Raw genomic sequence first — 18733 nt, forward strand, 5'->3', positions numbered from 1 at the left:
GCGCAGCCTCCAGCAACGGCGGCTAACTCGCGGCCCCCAGGGGGCCGCGCTCGAGCGCGCCAGCGCTCCAATAAACACAGCGTCAAACCTCTGGGACTACTCAAACCCCGGAGCTAAACGAGCACTACCAGCCAATCAGCGGTTTTCGAGCAGAACTTCCGCGATCTGAATCGTGTTGAGCGCGGCACCCTTTCGCAGGTTGTCACCCGAGATGAACAGCGCAAGACCGCGACCACTCGGCACACCCGGATCCTGACGGATACGCCCGACAAGCGAATCATCCTGACCGGCGGCAGCCAGCGGAGTCGGCACGTCGACCAACCGCACACCCGGCGCCTTGGCCAGCAGTTCCTGCGCCTGCAGCACCGAAATAGGCTCGGCGAATTCGGCATTGATCGACAGCGAGTGCCCGGTGAACACCGGAACGCGCACGCAGGTGCCGCTCACCAGCAGATCGGGCAGCCCGAGAATCTTGCGACTCTCGTTGCGCAGCTTCTGATCTTCGTCGGTCTCGAACGAACCATCGTCGACCAGCGCACCGGCCAGCGGGATCACGTTGAAACCGATCGGCGCGACATACTTGTTCGGCGCGGGGTACTCCACGGCCGAACCGTCGTGCACCAGCTTCTCCGCATCGTCGGCCACCGCGCGAATCTGCGAGGCCAGCTCCTCGACACCGGCCAGCCCGGAACCCGAAACAGCCTGGTACGACGACACGATCAGTCGCTGCAGCCCGGCCACGTCGTGGAGCGGCTTGAGCACCGGCATCGCGGCCATCGTGGTGCAGTTCGGGTTCGCGATGATGCCCTTGGGCAGGTTGCGGGTGGCCTCGGGGTTGACCTCCGAGACGACCAGCGGCACATCGGGATCCTTGCGCCAGGCCGAGGAGTTGTCGATCACGGTCACACCGGCCGCGGCGAAACGCGGGGCCTGCACGCGCGACATGGTGGCACCGGCCGAGAACAGCGCGATATCCAGACCCGTGGGGTCGGCGGTCTCGGTGTCTTCGACGACGATCTCGCCGCCGCGCCAGGGCAGCGTCTTACCGGCCGAGCGCGCGGAAGCGAAGAACCGCACCTCGTCGGCCGGGAAGTTGCGCTCTTCGAGCAGCTTGCGCATGACGGTGCCGACCTGACCGGTCGCACCGACAACACCTACACGTACACCCATCGCTTAACGCCCCGTTCCGCCGTGAACGACAGCAGCCTCGTCGCCGCCGAGATCGAATGCCTTGTGCAACACCTGCACGGCCTCATCCAGTTCCGTATCGCGCACCAGCACCGAGATCCGGATCTCCGAAGTCGAGATCAGGTCGATGTTGACGCCCGCGTTGGCCAGCGCCTCACAGAAGGTGGCGGTGACGCCCGGGTGCGACTTCATCCCGGCACCGACCAGGGAGACCTTGCCGATGTGGTCGTCGGAGAGGATCTCGGCGAAGCCGATCTCTTCCTGGCGCTCGGTGAGCTTCTGCACCGCGCGGACCAGGTCGGTCTTGGGGCAGGTGAAGGTGATGTCGGTCTTGCCCGTGTCGACCTTGGAGATGTTCTGCAGCACCATGTCGATGTTGATCTCGGCGTCGGCGACCGCACGGAACACCTTGGCGGCGTAGCCCGGCTCGTCGGGCAGCGCCACGACGGTCACCTTGGCTTCGCTGCGGTCGTGTGCGACGCCGGTCAGGATTGCCTGCTCCACGGGAATGTCCTCCATCGATCCGAAAACAGTGGTGCCGATCTTGTCGGTGTAGGACGACCGAACATGAACGGGAACGTTGTAGCGGCGCGCGTATTCGACGCAGCGCAGCATGAGCACCTTCGACCCGCACGCCGCCATCTCGAGCATTTCCTCGTAGGAGATGTTGTCGAGTTTCTGGGCGTCGGGGACGATGCGCGGGTCGGCGGAGAAGATGCCGTCGACGTCGGTGTAGATCTCGCAGACGTCGGCCTTCAGCGCCGCGGCCAGTGCGACGGCGGTGGTGTCGGAGCCGCCGCGGCCGAGCGTGGTGACGTCCTTGCTGTCCTGGCTCACGCCCTGGAAGCCGGCGACCAGCACGATCTGACCTTCGGCCAGTGCCTCCTGCAGGCGGCCAGGGGTCACGTCGATGATCTTGGCGTTGCCGTGCGCGCCGGTGGTGATCACGCCTGCCTGCGAACCGGTGAACGAGCGGGCCTCGGCGCCGAGGGTGTGAATGGCCATGGCCACCAAGGCATTCGAGATGCGCTCGCCCGAGGTGAGCAGCATGTCCATCTCGCGAGCGGGCGGCGCGGGGGCCACCTGCTCGGCGAGATCGAGCAGTTCGTCGGTCGTGTCACCCATGGCCGAGCACACGACTACTACGTCGTGCCCCTGCTTCTTGGTCTCCACGATCCGTTCAGCGACGCGCCGGATCCGCTCGGCGGTGGCCACCGAGGATCCTCCGTACTTCTGAACTACGAGAGCCACAGCAGGTCCTTCACGATCGAGTGTCAGGTTGGTATCAGCGACCAAGAGTACCGGCCTCGGGCCACGGGTTTTGCTGCTACCTACCCTGCTCGCGGAAACGACACAGCCTTGTCACCTGTGGCTACCCTCCGGTTTCAGCTCCGATCGAACCAGGTGACCTGCGTGCCACTGGCCAATTCGTGGCGTCGGGTCGGGGTGAAAAGTGTCGGATTGAAGACACCGGTGAAGGCCGGGACCCCCGCGCCCGCGATGACCGGGTAGCTCTTGACGACCAACTGGTCGATCTCGTCGATGAGCTGACCCGCGAGGTTTCCGCCACCGCACAGCCAGATGTCGAGGCCGTCTTGGCGCTTGAGTTCGCGGACCAGTTCCACCGGGTCGTCGACGATCTCGACGGCGGGGTGGTCGCTCGCCGCGAGCGAGCCGGACACGACGTACTGGCGCAGGTGCTGGAACGGGTTCTCCACGTGCTCGTCCGGGAGGATGTAGGTGCCGCGGCCCATCAGCACGGTGTCGAAGCGCTGGGCACGGAGCTCGGGGTCGAGGCCGAGGTGCGGCCGGATGTGCGTGGGGATGGTGTCGGGGAATTCCGTCGCCAACCACGCCACGTAGTCCGGCGGGATCGGATAGAAGTCGACCTCGCCGCCGGGACCTGCGATGTAACCGTCGAGGGAGACGCCGATGTAGTAGACAAGCTTTCGCATGGGTACCGCCTCAGTTGTTGTACTCTGTTTGAAGTGGTTTCAACGTAGTACTACGGATGGAGTGGTGTCAAGATGCGAACCAACCCCGAACGACGACAGGCCCTACTCGACGCGGCCATCGAGGTCCTCGCCGACGAAGGCGCCCGCGGCCTCACCTTCCGCGCGGTGGACAAACAGGCGAGCGTCCCCGCGGGCACGGCGTCGAACTACTTCGCCAACCGCGACGAGCTGCTCACCCAGGCCGGCGTCCGCTTCTACGAGGTGGTGCAGCCGAGCGAGGAGACGATGGCCCTGGTCAGCGATGGTCCGAAGAACGTCGAGAACATCACCGCGCTGATGAAGGAAGTGGTCGGCCGCCTCGAATCGCATCGCAAGGCCTACCTCGCGCTGCTCGAACTTCGCCTCGAGGCCACCCGCCGCCCAGAACTGCGCGAGGTGCTCACCGAACGCGTCCGCGCCGACATCGATTTCAACGTGCGCAACCATCTGGCATCCGGCCTGCCCGGCGACGCGGAGTCGGTACTGCTGCTCTATCTGGCGCTCAATTGGCTCATCGTCGAACACCTCACCCTGCCCGGGATCTTCACCGAGCAACAGAGCATGGCACTGATCGAAACCGCCGTCGAGCGTGTGATACGCAGCTGACCTGGACGTTCGACCAGACCATAGACGTGTTGACGATCACTAGTACGACTGTGCACAATCGGGCGCGATAGTTGCGGGGGTTCGGAGGATAGACACAGATGCGCTCGAAGATCGACATCCGATTCACCGTTGACGCCGAGATCGACCAAGTGATGGACGCACTACTGGCCGTCGACCTGATGTCGGAGTGGTCGACCTCGCTCAGTGATGTCCGGGTCGGCCCACGCGATGCCGAGGGCAGGCCGCGCCGGGTATTCGCCACCGCCCACTTCATGGGCAATTCCGACGCCCAGGTGCTCGAATACTCCTGGGAGCCGTACCGGTCGCAGTGGCGGGTCGTCGACAGCAGTCGCGGGTCGAAGGGCGGCGGCTGGATCGAACTGCTCGACACCGGCGCGGGCACCGAGGTCGACTACCACGTGGAGTTGTCGCTGCCACTGCCCATTCCGGGCATCCTGTTCAACCGGTCGCTGCGCAAACTGCACGACGAGGCGGTCTCGAACTTCATCGACTTCGCCGAGCGATTCCCCGAGATCAGGGGCTACGCGGTCGGCTAGTTGCGCCGTTCGCGAAACCGCCGTCGTCTCGCGCGAAACGAGGCCGCGGGTGCGACCATTGACTCCATGATCGGAAATCGACGGCTCCGGTTCCGGCCGGTCAGCGACGGCGACACGGTGACCCAGCTCGAACTGTTCTTCGACCTGGTAATCGTTTTCGCGTTCACCATGGTGACCGCGCTGGCCGCCGACGAGACGACCGCGGTGAACATGGTGCGCGCGGGCCTGGTGCTGGCGCTGATGTGGTGGCTGTGGATCGCCTATTCGTGGCTGGGCAACGTGGTGCGCGCCGACGAGGGCATCACGCGCGTGGCGATGTTCGTCGCGATGGGCGGCGCCTTCCTGGCCGCGCTGACCATTCCCGAGGCCTTCACCGATCTGCCCGGCGGCTGGTTCGGGCCGCTGGTCTTCGCCATCGCCTATCTGATCGTGCGATTGGTGCACGTCACGGTGTTCTGGACGATCAGCGCAGGCGACGCCCAGCTGCGCAGGCAACTACTGCGCTGGGCGCTGGGTTCGATCACCGTCGGCACGACGCTGCTGGTCGTGGCCGCCATGACGACCGGGCTCACCCAGATGCTGCTGTGGCTCGCCGCGATCGTCGGGGACATGGTGTGGACCTGGGCGGCGGGCACCGACTGGCGGCTCAACTCGGCCAAGCACTACGCCGAACGCTACGGGCTCATCGTCATCGTGGCGCTGGGCGAATCCATCGTCTCGATCGGCATCGGCGTGGCCGGGCTGCCGATCTCGTGGCCGATCGCGCTCGGCTCGATGCTGGGGCTGGCCGTGTCGGGGCTGCTGTGGTGGCTGTACTTCGACGTCGCCGCGATCGCGATCGAGCACGCCTTCGCCCACGCCAAGGACGCGCGGCAGATCAAGATCGCCCAGAACACCTATATGTACGGGCATTTCCCGATGATCGTCGGCATCATCGGGCTCTCGCTCGGTTTGAAGAAGGTGCTGTACTACGTCGGCGATTCCTCGCATCACACGCTCACCGATCCGCTCTACGGCATCCCGCTCGGCGCGCTCTACGGCGGCCCCGCACTGTTCCTGTTCGGGATCGTGTTCGCGAAATACTATGCGACCGGGTCGCTTTCGATCGAACGCTTGGTGACGGGCGTGCTGCTGTTCGCGCTGATCCCGGTCGCCGCGCACCTGCCCGCGCTGGCCTCGCTCACGGTGTTGTGCGCGCTACTGGCCGCGCTGGTGGTCGTCGAGACCGTGCGATTCGCCCAGCCGCGTGACGCGATCAGGCACGCTTGACCTGCGAGAGATGATGCCGCACACCGTGTTCGGACGGGGTCGCGCCGCGGTGTGACGGCGGCACCTTCACGCCCTTGCGCACGGCCTCGTTGATCTGGTCGAGGTTCTCGCGCAGCATGTCGGCGACGAGTTCGTCGGTGCGCGGGTCGTCGAGGAGCTGGCGCAACATGCGGTAGACCGTATCGGCGACGAGCCGGATGATGTCGTCGTGGAACGGGACGTAGCGCAGTTTGCCGGTCTGCGGGTCGTTCTTGATCAGGTCCATGATCAGCTGATCGATCTCGGCGTGGTTCTCCTCCAGCGCGGCGGCGATGTTCTGGGTGTAGTGGCCCGCGCGCAGGACGTTGGAGACCTCGTCGAGGATCGCGACCGTCATCGGGCGCTTGATGACGTCGACGATGGTGCCGACGAACCGGTTGACGATCGTCGCGGTGACCCGCTCCCCCAGCGCCCGATCGGCGACCCGGCCCAGCCGGATCAGGATCACCACGATCCGCAGCAGCCGGAAACCGCGGAACAACGGGCTGGTCACCGGGATCATGCCGAGGATTTCGTACCAGTAGATGAACGGGAACGACCACGGCCAGCCCGCCCGCCGCCAGCGCCACAGGAACTCGACGGCGAAGATCGCGCAGATCGAGGTGTCGACGATGACGATCGCGTGATAGGTCGGCCCGCTGACGTGGAAGAACGTGATCCACACGACCAGCACCACCGAGATGATCGCCAGCACCAGCATGAAGATGTCGGTGCGCAACGACGGTGTCTTGGAGCGCACGTCCGGCAGTGCCTCGACCCGTTCGATCCCCGGTGAAGCCACTGTTGCTCCTATATTTTTGGCGGCTGGCGCCGCGTGTTCGGGGCCTCGTAACCCCTCGATTCAGCGCTCGAGACTCGCGCCTGCGGCGCATGCGCTCCGAGCGCTGAATCGAGGGGCGGCCCCGAACGGCCTCCTCGAGGTCGGCTTACTTTGCCCCACGCTAATTGGTCGACCGGCGTCGCGAGGGGAGTTGCGACGCCGGTCGGTGGCGTGTTCAGCCGCGCAGGACGGCTTCGATATTGCGTTCGGCCAGTGCGGTGATGGTCAGCGACGGGTTCACCGTGGCGGTGCTGCCGGGGATCGCGGCACCGTCCATCACGTAGAGGCCGGGGTGTCCGTGGACGCGGCCGTAGGCGTCGGTGGCCTTGCCCAGGACCGCGCCGCCGAGCGGGTGAGCGGTGAACTTGGCGTTGGCGTCGTAGCCGAGCGCGCCGTATTCGGCGACCGCGCCCGCGCGTTCGGCGATCCGGCGGTCGACCGCGCGGGCCGCGTCGACGACCGCGTTCTGGGTGCCCGCCGACCAGTTCAGGCCGACGCCGCCCGTCGCCGCGTGGTAGCCGAAGCGGGCGCGGGTGGGGTCGAGGACCATGCCCAGCGAGGCCAGTGCGCCGGTTTCGAACGGGATGCCGGGGATGTACCAGTTCTCCAGCGTGAGCGGCACGGCGGATTCGTCGTAGATCCGGCTGGCACTCGGCACGCCCTGGCCGTGACCCGCGATATTGCTCGCGCCGCGGGCCAGCACCACGTCACCGTTGGTGCCGAAGCCGTCGCCGATGTGCTCGTTGAGGTTGGGCAGGGTGCCGGTGGCCTGGGCTCGGACCAGCAGCTCCGAGGTGCCCACGGAACCGGCGCCGAGGAACAGCTTGTCGCAGGTGAGGTTGCGGGTGCTCAGCACCTGGCCGGTCGGGGCCAGCTTCGACACGGCGACCACGAACTTGCCGCTCGCGTCCTGGGCGATGGCGTCGACGCGGTGGCCGGGGAAGACCTGGGACTTGCCGGTTTCGCGGGCGTAGCGCAGGTAGTTCTGGTTGAGGTCGAACTTGGCGCCGTTGGAGTTGCCGAGGTTGGAGCGGGCCGCGGTGGCCGAGGTGCGCGAGGTGCCTGCGAGCTCGCTGCGCAGCACGTCCCAGGTGAAGATCGAGTCGTTGGGCACCGGCTGGTAGCCGGCCGCGCGCACCTGGTCGTCCCAGGCGCGCGAGTGCGCGAACGGGGAGGAGTTGTAGATGTCGGCGGGCATCGCGTCCAGGCGCAGCATCTGGCGCACCCGCGGGTAGTAGACGCGTTCCAGCTCGGCGTAGTCGACGACCCCGCCGAAGACCTGGTCGAACAGCTTGCGTTCCGGCGCCACCATCGCGCCGGTGAAGATCACCGATCCACCACCGACCGCGGCCGCCCGCCACACATCCAGCCCGGAATACTCGGTCACATCCAGCACCCCGCCGAACGCGCTGAAACTCATCGGCACCTTGGTGACGCCGGTGAAGCTGGTGCGATGCCAGAAGCCGCGACCGTCGGGCAGGTCGTCGCCGGTGAAGATCTCGCGCCACGGGTCGTTCGGCCACAGCGAACCGCGCTCGAGCACGGTGTTGGTGATCCCGGCCTCGGCCAGCCGCAGGGCGGTCACGGCGGCGCCGAAGCCGGATCCGATGACGATGGCCTGCGTGTGCGCGGGTGCGTCCGGGATCGGGGCGAAGATCTCCGGCACCCAGGACTGGAACATCGCCTCGCGCGGATCCGCCGAAGCGGGCGCGTACGTCGTTCCCACGGCACCGGCAACAGCCGCGAATCCCGCCGCCTTGAAGAAGGCACGTCTGTGCACCAGGCCACCTCCCTCATCACGCATGGCCGACGCGAAGAATACCCCGCAACTACCGGATATCGCCCGGTAGTACCGACATTTGTCGCAAGTCACGACCGTCGGGAGAACTCAGGTGGTGAGCAGGCGGATCACCGCGATCGTGCCGACGACCACGATCACCCCTCTGAGCACATTCGGCGGCAGCTTCCGGCCGACCTTCGCACCCAGCTGACCACCGATGATCGAGCCGACCGCGATCAGCGCCACCGCCTGCCAGTCCACCTCGGCGACCACGATGAAGATCACCGCTGACACCGCGTTCACGATCAGGGCGAGCACGTTCTTCACACCGTTGAGCCGCTGGATGTCCTCGTGCACGAACACCCCGAGCAAACCGAGCAGCAGCACGCCCTGCGCCGCCCCGAAATACCCGCCGTAGATGCCCGTGGCGAACACCGCGATCAGCAGAATCGGGCCACCGTGTTGCGGTGCCGACGATTCGCCGCCGTCGCGGCGCTTCTTCACCCACGCGGCCAGTCGAGGCTGCACCACGACGAGGATCAGCGCCGCGATGATGAGCACCGGGACGATCGCCTTGAACGCCGCCGCGGGCATCGTCAGCAGCAGGATCGCGCCCGCGATGCCGCCCAGCAGCGACGCGGTGCCCAGTTGCAGCAGTCGCGACCGCTGCCCCTGCAGTTCGCGCCGATAACCGATCACCCCGCTCACCGAGCCGGGGACGAGCCCGATCGTGTTCGACACATTCGCCGTCACCGGCGGCAACCCGAACGCCAGCAGCGCGGGAAAGGTGATCAGCGTGCCCGATCCGACGATCGTATTGATGCCACCCGCCGCGATACCCGCGGCGAAGACGGCCACCTGTTGTAACCAAGTCATTCGAATTCCTTTGGTACGTCTCGTCGGACGCGCAGGTCCGTACAAGCGTGCGTTATGGGGGAAACCGTACTGGTCAACCAGTGAGCAAGGGCCGGCGGACTTGATTCGCTGAATTGTTCCAGGCCGCTTACGAGCGGGGCCGGACACGCGGTAAGCTCGAAGGATCATGCTGCAGCGGGCTCTTCTTCTCGGCCGCCGCGACGGGTCCTGATACGGACCGGCTCCCGTCGCGGGGTTCCAACGCGCCGGTCGACCCGCTCCCAATCAGGGAATCCTCACACCCACGGAGAAACTTGCATGTCCTCGGCTGACGCATTCGTATCCGCTTCGCGCACCATCTCGGCCCCCGGCAAACCCGCACCGGCCGACCAGCCCGCCTGGAACACCCAGAAGAACTCCTCGATGCCGTCGTTCCGGTATCGCCCCTTCGCCGAAGAGGTCGAGCCCATCACGGTGCCCGACCGCACCTGGCCGGACAAGATCATCGATCGCGCGCCCGCGTGGTGCGCCGTCGACCTGCGTGACGGCAACCAGGCCCTCATCGACCCGATGAGCCCGGCCCGCAAGCGCCGCATGTTCGACCTGCTGGTGCGGATGGGTTACAAGGAGATCGAGGTCGGTTTCCCGGCCGCGAGCCAGACCGATTTCGATTTCGTCCGCGAGATCATCGAAGACGGCGCCGTGCCCGCCGACGTCACCATCCAGGTGCTCACCCAGTGCCGCCCCGAGCTGATCGAGCGCACCTTCGAGGCCTGCGCGGGCGCACCGAACGTGATCGTGCACTTCTACAACTCCACCTCGATCCTGCAGCGCCGCGTGGTCTTCCGCGCCGAGCGCGACGCGGTGAAGAGGATCGCCACCGACGCCGCCAAGCTGTGCCTGGAGATCGAGAAGCGCTATCCCGACACCGAGTGGCGCTACGAGTACAGCCCCGAGTCCTACACCGGCACCGAGCTGGATTACGCCCGTGAGGTGTGCGACGCGGTCTCCGAGATCATCGCGCCGACGCCCGACAAGCCGCTGATCATCAACCTGCCCGCGACCGTCGAGATGGCCACGCCGAACGTGTACGCCGACTCGATCGAGTGGATGCACCGCAACCTGGCCCGTCGCGATTCGATCGTGCTGTCGCTGCACCCGCACAACGACCGTGGTACCGCCGTCGCGGCCGCCGAGCTGGGCTACCAGGCCGGCGCCGACCGCATCGAGGGCTGCCTGTTCGGCAACGGTGAGCGCACCGGCAACGTCTGCCTGGTCACCCTCGGCATGAACATGTTCTCGCGCGGCATCGACCCGCAGATCAACTTCTCCGATATCGACGAGGTCCGTCGCACGGTGGAGTACTGCAACCAGCTGGCCGTCGCCGAACGTCACCCCTACGGCGGCGACCTGGTCTACACCGCGTTCTCCGGCAGCCACCAGGACGCCATCAACAAGGGCCTGGACGCCATGAAGGCCGCCGCCGACGCGCAGGACGCCGACGTGTCCGACATCGTCTGGGAGGTCCCGTACCTGCCGATCGATCCCAAGGATGTCGGCCGCACCTACGAGGCCGTGATCCGGGTGAACTCGCAGTCCGGCAAGGGCGGTGTGGCCTACATCATGAAGACCGATCACGGGCTGGTGCTGCCGCGCCGCCTGCAGATCGAGTTCTCGCAGGCCATCCAGGCGATCACCGACGGTGAGGGTGGCGAGGTGACGCCCAAGGAGATGTGGGACGTCTTCGCCTCCGAGTACCTGAACCCGATCCTGCCGCTCGAGCGGATCAAGCAGAAGGTCACCGCCGCCGAGACCGACGGCGGCGTCGACTCGATCGTGGCGACCGTGAAGGTCGAAGGCGTCGAACAGGAGATCAGCGGCTCCGGCAACGGCCCGCTGGCCGCGTTCGTCGACGCGATCGCCACCGTGGGCTTCGACGTGCGCGTCCTCGACTACAGCGAGCACGCCATGTCCGCAGGCGACGATGCCCAGGCCGCGGCCTACGTCGAGGTAGCCATCGGCGACAAGGTTGTGTGGGGTGTCGGCATCGCCACCTCGATCACCACCGCCTCGCTGCGCGCGGTCGTCTCGGCCGTGAACCGCGCGGCACAGTAGTTCGCTCTATGGCGGCCGGGACCTGTGGTCCCGGCCGCTTTCGCGCCTGTGGATAGATTCGCGAGCCTGTGGACAACTTCGGTTCAGCGGGTCGGCCACGCACCGGATATGCCGGTTGAGCTGGGCGCATACGAATTCGCTCTCGGGCGTCGCAGCGACTGCCCCCGGCGCGCGAAAATTGCCTCCGTGTTAGCGTTTTAGGGCATATTCAGCGCCGAGCTTTCCTGCTCGTTCAGCGAGCAAGTGGGGGAACTGTGACCAACAACGACCATAATCCGACCTCGCCGCCGTGGCTGCAGAGTCCGTCGGCTGACGCGTCCGAAGCTGCGTCCGGTCCCTCCGGTGTGCAGACCGCGACCGAGGACGACATCGATCCCGCCGCCGACAGCAGCGCCGAGCCGACCGGTGAAGCCGTCGACCCGTCGACCGGTGAGCAACCGATCGCCGAGGCCGGTCTCGCCGATCAGACCGTGTACCAGCCCGCCGGTTTCGCACCGCCGGGGCAGTTCCCGCAGGGCGCTCCCTACTCGATGCCCGATCCGTATCAGAGCAACGGTGGGCAGCCCGTGGTGAACGGTCCCGAGCAGCAGCCGTGGCCGGGTCAGCCGGGTGAGCAGCCGTGGTTGCCGGGTCAGCCGGGCGGCGAGCAGCCCTACCCCGGTCCGCACGCGACCGGTGAGCAGCCGCAACCGGGCATGCCGCCGCAGTACCCCGGCGCCGAGGGGCAGCCGTACCCCGGTCCCGAACAGCAGCAACAGTTCCCCGGTGCCGAGCAGCAGTTCCCCGCGCAGGAGCAGGGCCCGCAGTCCGAGCCCATCTACAGCTGGGCGCCGCCGCCTCCGCCGATGTACCAGCAGCCGATGCCGGGTGGGATGCCGGGCCAGGGGCCTGACCAGCAGGGTCAGTTCCCCGGCCAGCAGCTCGACCAGGGTAAGTTCCCCGGTCAGCAGCCTGATCAAGGGCAGTTCCCGGGTCAGCCGGGTCAGTTCCCCGGCCAGCTCGGTCAGCCGGGTCCGCCGCCCGGTCAGCAGTGGGGCGGCCCTGCCCCGCAACAGCAGCCGTTCCAGCCGCAGCACATGCAGCAGCTCGGCCAGCCCGGCCACTCGGTCAACGACCTGAACCTGCTCAAGCGCGCACGCAAGTCGCCGCGCAGCGGGTGGCGCAAGGCCATTCACAAGGTGTCCGGCGGGGCGATCAATCCCGGTGAGTCGGCGGCCGATGTCGTCTACCGCGATCTCGGCGAGCGGGTCAACCAGCCCGTGCGCGGCGATTACCGGATCGCGATCCTCTCGCTCAAGGGCGGTGTCGGCAAGACCACCACCACGGTCGGCCTCGGCTCCACCTTCGCCTCCCAGCGCGGCGACCGCGTCATCGCCATCGACGCCAACCCCGACCTGGGCACCCTGGCCCACCGGGTGCCGCGCCAGACCCGTTCGACGGTGCGCAACCTGCTCGAAGACCAGCAGATCACCCGCTACTCGGACGTGCGCGCGCACACCTCGCAGGCCCCGAGCCGGCTGGAAGTGCTCGCCTCCGAACAGGATCCGGCCGTGTCGGAGGCCTTCAGCGAGGCCGACTACCGCAAGGCCATCGGCATCCTGCAGTCGTTCTACAACATCATCCTCACCGACTGCGGCACCGGTCTGATGCACTCGGCGATGTCGGGCGTGCTCGACATGGCGAGCTCGCTGGTGCTGGTCACCTCCCCCGCGATCGACGGTGCGCGCAGCGCCTCGGCGACGCTGGACTGGCTCGACCACCACGGCTACAGCAAGCTCGTCGAACGCACCGTCGTGGTCGTGAACGCTTCGCGCCGTGGCGCTTCCACAGTCGACCTGGACCAGCTGCGCAAGCTGTTCCTCGACCGCACCCGTGCCGTGCAGATCGTCCCGTTCGACGATCACCTGGCCGAGGGCGCCGAGATCGACCTCGAACTGGTGAGCAAGCCCACCAGGCGGGCCCTGCTCGAACTGGCCGCGATGGTCGCCGACGACTTCGGCTATCAGGGCCAGCAGCAGCAACTCCAACAGCCGTACCAGCCCGGCCAGCCCTACCCCGGCCAGCAATACCCCGGCCAGCAGTACCCGGGTCAGTTCTGAGTTAGTCAGCGACGGGCCGACGGGCCGGGCCATCGCGCCCCGACCCGTTGGCCGTTCGCACACTCGCACGGCCCATAGCCGACTGACCGAAGCGCCAACACGGTCGAGCAGCCGCGCGCCCTCCGCGCCGGTCAACGCGTCCCCACACGCGAGCTGGTCGAGAATCAGCCGCTGCGCGCTCCACGATCTGGTCGAGCATCGGTCACTGCGCGATGACAGCGCCCGCCGCTGATTCGAAGGCGTCGAGCACCGTGGCGATGGCGGGGCTGTGGTGGGCCTGTGGGCGGGTGACGATCTCGTAGACCCGCGCGGCACGCACCCCGTCCAGCCGCAGAACCGACAGGTCGGGGTGCGCGACGGCGTAGCGCGGCATCAGCGCGACACCGTAACCGGACACCACCAGCGTCTCGATCACGCGAAACTCGTTGAGCCGCTGTGTTATTCGCGGCCGAACCCCGGTAACCCTGGCAATGGATTCGAGCACGTCGTCGACCGGGAACCCACCGCGCACACTCACCCAGCTCTCCTCGGCGAGTTCCTCCGGCCGCACCGAAGCACGCCCTGCCAACGGATGATCCGGCGCGACAACAACATCGATCGGCTCCCGCATCAGCACCCGCGCCGACAGTCGCGGCCCGGACAGCGCGGGCGCCCGTTCGTCGCGATGGGTGAGCACGATGTCGTAGTCGGCCAACAGCTTCGACACCTCACTCGGCGGCAGATCCTCATCCCCCGCGACCAGTTCCACTCCGCTGTCCGCCAACGCGGCCAGCACGGGCGGCAGGAGCAACGCGGCCCCGGACGGGAACGAGGCCACCCGAACCTGTCCGCGCGGCGACCCCCGATAGTGGGCCATCTCGGCGGTGGCCCGTTCCATCGCGGCGAGCACGTCGTCGGCCCGCAACACCAGCGCCTGCCCGGCGTCGGTGAGCCGCACCCGCCGCCCGTCCGGTTCGAGCAGCGCGACCCCGGCCTCCCTGGCCAGCACCTTCAGCTGCTGCGATACCGCCGACGGCGTCATCGACAGCACCTCAGCGACGGCGGCGACCGTGCCACGGTCGGCCAGCTCACGCAGAATCCGCAGGCGTTCGATCGAGAACATGAAGTAAAACTACGTTATCCATCCATATATATTCGATTGTGCTGATCTTTAGCAACCCGCACGATAAGGGCGTGACCTCCCGTGACCGCCTGCTCGGACTGACCGTCGTTGTGCTCTGGGGCCTGAACTTCCTGGCCATCCGCATCGGCCTCGACCACTTCCCGCCCTTCTTCTTCGTCGCCCTGCGCTTCGCCGTCATCGCGATCCCCGTGCTGATCTTCATCCCGCGCCCCGCCGTGAAAACCCGCTGGTTGCTGCTCTACGGCACCGGCTTCGGCATCCTGCAGTTCGCGTTCCTGTTCACCGCGATGCGCACCGGCATGCCGACCGGCCTCGCCTCGCTGGTGCTGCAGTCCTCGGCCCCGTTCACGGTGGTGCTCGGCGCCGTGCTGCTGCGTGAGCGGTTGCGGCCGGTGCAGATCGCCGGACTCGCGGTCGCCGTGCTCGGCATGGTCATCATCGGCGCCGACCGACTGGCCCACGCCACCCTGCTCCCGGTCCTGCTCACCCTCGCGGGTGGCCTCGGCTGGGCATTCGGCAATATCGGCGCCCGCCAGGCAGGCACCGACTCCCCCGGCTACAACCCGATGCACCTCACCCTGTGGATGTCGGTGGTGCCCGTCCTGCCGATGCTGGCGCTGTCGATGGCTGTCGAGGGGCCTGGAACAGGTTTCCGGGCGATCGGTACCGCGTTCTCCGCCAAGGGCCTGCCCGCGCTGGCCGCGCTCGCCTACATCGCCGTCCTCGCGACGGTCTGCGGATCCGGGCTGTGGACCTACCTGATGAGCCGCTATCCCGCGGGCACGGTGGCGCCGTTGTCGCTGCTCGTGCCGGTGGTCGGCATCGCCGCGGCGTGGGCGGTGCTCGACGAGGAGCCGTCGGTGGCCGCGCTGATCGGCGGGGCGATCGTGATCGCGGGTGCCTTCGCGGCGACCACCGCCCGCGGCATCACAAGGACACCAATGCCCACTCCCACTGCCGAATTGGCCAGAGCCTGAGTTCGAATCCAGCCCACAATCGCCGAACCTGTGGCTAGCATGTTGACCGGTCGCCCGATGCGTTTCCGCGCGACCGGTCGGTTTCGAGCTCGCGAACGACCCGTAGGTCGATATAGCCAGGTCGTCGCCGCGCTCTAGAGTGGTAGCAAATTCCAGGCAAAACTCGAGCAAGGCAGCTGAACAGCGTATGGCGGAACAGCGGTTGCCCGTTTCGCGAAGGACCCTTCTTCGCGGCACGGTCGCGGCGGGGGTGTTATCAGCGGGGGCCGTAGCGGGAGCGCCGAGTTTCGCCGCGCCACCGGGTCGCCGGGTCGCCGTGCTCGGCGGCGGGGTCGCCGGACTCACCGCCGCGCACGAACTGGCCGAGCGCGGGTTCGAGGTCACCGTGTACGAAGCGCGGGCGCTCGGCGGCAAGGCGCGCAGCGTGGGCGTGCCGGGTTCCGGCCGCGACGGTAGGCCCGATCTGCCCGGTGAGCACGGGTTTCGTTTCTTTCCCGGCTTCTATCAGAACCTGCCCGACACGATGCGCCGCATTCCGTTCGCCGGCAATCCCGACGGGGTGTGGAGCAACCTCCTCGCGGTCCCGGAGGCCAGGTTCTCCCGCCGCGACGGCGACGACATCCTGCTCGCGCTGCCCGACGGCATCACCGCCGCGCAGGCCACCCCGGACTCCATCCGCGAAACCCTCGCCGCCACCATCACCATGACAGCGAAGATGCCCGCGGCCGAAGGCGCGTTCTTCGCGAATCGGCTGATGGTCTTCAACACCAGCTGCGATGCCCGCCGTTTCGGCCAGTGGGAGCACACCTCCTGGCACGATTTCGTGCGCGGCCACGAACGGTCGCACGAATTCCGCGCGATCGTGTCCAGGTCGCTCACCTCGATCATGGTCGCCGCCAAGGAGAACCTCGCCAGCACCCGCACCATCGGCTCCATGGGCGAACAGTTCCTCGGCAACCCACTCGGTCTCGGCAACGACGGCGGCCTCGACCGCGTGCTCAACAACACCACCAACACCGCCTGGATCGACCCGTGGGGCCAGCACCTGCGTGACCTGGGCGTTCGCTTCGAACTCGGCGCCAGGGTGAGCGAACTCGAGGTGCGTGACCGCCGCATCCGGGCCGCGCGGATCACCGATTCCACCGGCGCACGCACCGTCGAGGCCGACTATTTCGTCGTCGCGCTGCCGGTGGAACAGGCCAGGAAACTGTGGTCGTCGCAGGTGCTCGCCGTGGCGCCGGAACTGGCCGCCACGGAGCGCCTGTTCGTCGATTGGATGAACGGCATACAGATCTATTTCCGTGTGCCACTGCATATTTCGCGCGGGCACACCGCCTATGTCGATTCGCCGTGGTCGCTCACCTCGATCAGCCAGAATCAATTGTGGACCCATAAACTGCCGTCTTTCGGCGATGGTTCGGTGGCCGATTGTCTTTCGGTCGACATCTCCGACTGGCATACGCCCGGCATCCTCTACGGCAAACCCGCCACCGCGTGTACCCACGAGGAAATCTTCCGCGAAGTCTGGGCGCAATTGAGCGCCCATCTCAACGATCGCGAACAACTGATCCGCCCCGCCGACGTGCATTCCTGGTTTCTCGATCCGGGAATCACCTGGCAGGGCAGTGAGAATGCGAATGCCGACCCGCTGCTCATCAATACCGCGGGTTCGTGGGATGCCAGGCCGGAAGCGCACGGTTCGATCGAAAACCTGTTCCTCGCCGGTGATTACGTACGCACCGACATCGACCTGGCGACGATGGAGGGCGCAAACGAGTCGGCCCGCGCCGCGGTGAACGCGCTGCTCGACGTGGCGGGTTCGTCGGCCCCGCGCTGCCGCGGTTTCCGCCTGCGCCGCACCCCCGAACTCGAGCCGCTGCGGGTCCTCGACGCCGACCGTTACGCCAAGGGCCTGCCCAATCTTTTCGACGACCCGACCTGACCCGCGCCTACTGAACCGCACGTCAGAGGCATCCCGCATGCGCGCGCAACGCCTCCCGCACGCGGCGCGTAACACGACGTAATACCGCGTAACTACACTCGCGGCGTGGCAGACATCTCGGTGCGTGGGCGCTTGGCCTTGCGAGCAGCGGCGGCAGCGTCGTGGGCTTCGCAGAAGGCGGGTCGCGGCAAGGGTTCGATGATCGGCGGCCTGATCGCGTTGAAGATCGATCCGTCGATCATGACGCAGCTCGGACGCGGTCGGCGAACAGTGCTGATCACCGGCACGAACGGTAAGTCGACCACCACCAGGATGACGACGGCGGCGCTCGGCACGCTCGGCGACGTCGCCACCCAGGCCGACGGCGCCAATATGGACGCGGGCATCGTGGCCGCGCTCAGCCTGCACCCCGGTGTGGAGCTGGCCGCGATCGAGGTCGACGAGCTGCACCTGCCGCATGTGAGCGACGCGCTCGACCCGGCCGCCGTTGTCCTGCTCAATCTCAGCCGCGACCAGCTCGACCGGGTCGGCGAGATCAACATGATCGAACGCAAGCTGCGCGCCGGACTGCTGCGTCACCCCGACACCGTCGTCATCGCCAACTGTGACGACGTGCTGGTGGCCTCCATCGCCTACGACCACCCGAATGTGGTGTGGGTGTCGGCGGGCAGCGGCTGGGCCGTCGATGCGACGAGTTGCCCGCGCAGCGGCGAGCCGATCGTCTGGGAGGGCGAGAACTGGCGCTCGACCGGCGCCGATTTCCATCGCCCGCAACCTGTTTGGTGGCTCGAGGGCGAAGACCTCTGCGGCCCTGACGGTTTCCGCGTCGCACTGCACCTGGCCCTGCCCGGTCGCGCGAATCGCGGCAATGCGGCTCAGGCTGTGGCCGCGGCGGTCGCGATGGGCGCCGAGCCCGCGAAGGCGACCGATGCCACCGGCACCGTGCGCGAGATCGCGGGCCGCTACCGCACCGTCACCGTCGGCGACCACGACGCGCGGCTGCTGCTGGCCAAGAACCCGGCAGGCTGGCAGGAGGCGCTGTCGATGATCGAGCCGTCCTCGGCCGGTCTGGTGATCGCGGTGAACGGCCAGGTGCCCGACGGCGAGGATCTGTCCTGGCTGTGGGACGTGCGGTTCGAGCACTTCGAAGGAGTGCAGGTGGTCGCCTCCGGCGAGCGCGCCACCGACCTCGCCGTGCGCCTCACCTACGCGGGCGTCGAACACACGTTGATCCCAAATCCGGTGCGCGCCATCGCATCCTGTCCCGCCGGGCACGTCGAGGTGCTGGCCAACTACACCGCGTTCCGCGATCTCAACCGTGATCTGGAGGCCATGGCATGATCGGTCAGCGCCCGGAGGAGGCAGCCCG

The 18733-nt window shown here is 67.3% G+C and carries 15 protein-coding genes; 8 read left to right on the forward strand and 7 right to left on the reverse strand.

Translation table 11 applies throughout. The features are described 5' to 3' along the window. Window positions 1-135: 135 nt before the first annotated feature. The 3 genes from ACFWUP_RS24720 to ACFWUP_RS24730 form a co-directional block, all read right to left on the reverse strand. Complete coding sequence (locus tag ACFWUP_RS24720; protein WP_379238121.1) at window positions 136-1170, reverse strand: aspartate-semialdehyde dehydrogenase; 1035 nt, start codon at window positions 1168-1170, stop codon at window positions 136-138. 3 nt (window positions 1171-1173) lie between these two features. After that, window positions 1174-2439, reverse strand: a complete 1266-nt coding sequence (locus tag ACFWUP_RS24725; RefSeq protein WP_266297670.1) for an aspartate kinase — start codon at window positions 2437-2439, stop codon at window positions 1174-1176. Window positions 2440-2573: 134 nt separating this feature from the next. Beyond that, window positions 2574-3143, reverse strand: coding sequence for a dihydrofolate reductase family protein (locus ACFWUP_RS24730; protein WP_379238123.1), 570 nt, complete (start codon window positions 3141-3143; stop codon window positions 2574-2576). Between the two features lie 72 nt (window positions 3144-3215). Between ACFWUP_RS24730 and ACFWUP_RS24735 the strand changes: the two genes are divergently transcribed. The 3 genes from ACFWUP_RS24735 (at window position 3216) to ACFWUP_RS24745 (ending at window position 5614) form a co-directional block, all read left to right on the forward strand. After that, window positions 3216-3788 carry a TetR/AcrR family transcriptional regulator gene (locus tag ACFWUP_RS24735; protein ID WP_379238125.1) on the forward strand — a complete coding sequence of 191 codons (573 nt, stop codon included), beginning with the start codon at window positions 3216-3218 and terminating at the stop codon, window positions 3786-3788. 98 nt (window positions 3789-3886) lie between these two features. Then, complete coding sequence (locus ACFWUP_RS24740) at window positions 3887-4345, forward strand: SRPBCC family protein (protein ID WP_379238127.1); 459 nt, start codon at window positions 3887-3889, stop codon at window positions 4343-4345. 66 nt (window positions 4346-4411) lie between these two features. Continuing rightward, a complete protein-coding gene (locus ACFWUP_RS24745) occupies window positions 4412-5614 on the forward strand; it encodes a low temperature requirement protein A (protein ID WP_379238128.1) in 1203 nt (400 codons plus the stop codon). Here ACFWUP_RS24745 and ACFWUP_RS24750 read toward each other — a convergent pair. From ACFWUP_RS24750 to ACFWUP_RS24760, 3 genes are all read right to left on the reverse strand, one after another. After that, window positions 5601-6434, reverse strand: a complete 834-nt coding sequence (locus tag ACFWUP_RS24750) for an ion transporter (RefSeq protein WP_379238130.1) — start codon at window positions 6432-6434, stop codon at window positions 5601-5603. The two genes, ACFWUP_RS24745 and ACFWUP_RS24750, sit on opposite strands and share 14 nt — an antisense overlap. 214 nt (window positions 6435-6648) lie before the next feature. Continuing rightward, window positions 6649-8253, reverse strand: coding sequence for a GMC oxidoreductase (locus ACFWUP_RS24755; protein ID WP_379238132.1), 1605 nt, complete (start codon window positions 8251-8253; stop codon window positions 6649-6651). A 108-nt stretch (window positions 8254-8361) separates the two neighbouring features. Then, complete coding sequence (locus ACFWUP_RS24760; RefSeq protein ID WP_379238134.1) at window positions 8362-9129, reverse strand: sulfite exporter TauE/SafE family protein; 768 nt, start codon at window positions 9127-9129, stop codon at window positions 8362-8364. A 297-nt stretch (window positions 9130-9426) separates the two neighbouring features. Between ACFWUP_RS24760 and leuA the strand changes: the two genes are divergently transcribed. Both leuA and ACFWUP_RS24770 read left to right on the forward strand, forming a co-directional pair. Beyond that, a complete protein-coding gene (gene leuA / locus ACFWUP_RS24765) occupies window positions 9427-11223 on the forward strand; it encodes a 2-isopropylmalate synthase (protein WP_379238136.1) in 1797 nt (598 codons plus the stop codon). A gap of 530 nt (window positions 11224-11753) precedes the next feature. Continuing rightward, window positions 11754-13322, forward strand: coding sequence for an AAA family ATPase (locus ACFWUP_RS24770; RefSeq protein ID WP_379238302.1), 1569 nt, complete (start codon window positions 11754-11756; stop codon window positions 13320-13322). A gap of 202 nt (window positions 13323-13524) precedes the next feature. On the opposite strand, the gene ACFWUP_RS24775 is transcribed toward ACFWUP_RS24770, so the two are convergent. Further along, complete coding sequence (locus ACFWUP_RS24775) at window positions 13525-14424, reverse strand: LysR family transcriptional regulator (protein ID WP_379238138.1); 900 nt, start codon at window positions 14422-14424, stop codon at window positions 13525-13527. A gap of 71 nt (window positions 14425-14495) precedes the next feature. Between ACFWUP_RS24775 and ACFWUP_RS24780 the strand changes: the two genes are divergently transcribed. The 3 genes from ACFWUP_RS24780 to ACFWUP_RS24790 all read left to right on the forward strand — a co-directional run bounded on the left by ACFWUP_RS24780 (window position 14496) and on the right by ACFWUP_RS24790 (window position 18705). After that, on the forward strand, window positions 14496-15422 hold the full coding sequence (locus ACFWUP_RS24780) for an EamA family transporter (RefSeq protein ID WP_379238140.1): 927 nt from the start codon (window positions 14496-14498) through the stop codon (window positions 15420-15422). Window positions 15423-15609: 187 nt separating this feature from the next. Next, a complete protein-coding gene (locus ACFWUP_RS24785; protein ID WP_379238142.1) occupies window positions 15610-17364 on the forward strand; it encodes an FAD-dependent oxidoreductase in 1755 nt (584 codons plus the stop codon). Between the two features lie 105 nt (window positions 17365-17469). Next, window positions 17470-18705, forward strand: a complete 1236-nt coding sequence (locus tag ACFWUP_RS24790; protein ID WP_379238144.1) for a MurT ligase domain-containing protein — start codon at window positions 17470-17472, stop codon at window positions 18703-18705. Window positions 18706-18733 lie beyond the last annotated feature (28 nt).

The organism is Nocardia sp. NPDC058658 (genome assembly GCF_042716665.1).
Classification (GTDB): Bacteria; Actinomycetota; Actinomycetes; order Mycobacteriales; family Mycobacteriaceae; genus Nocardia.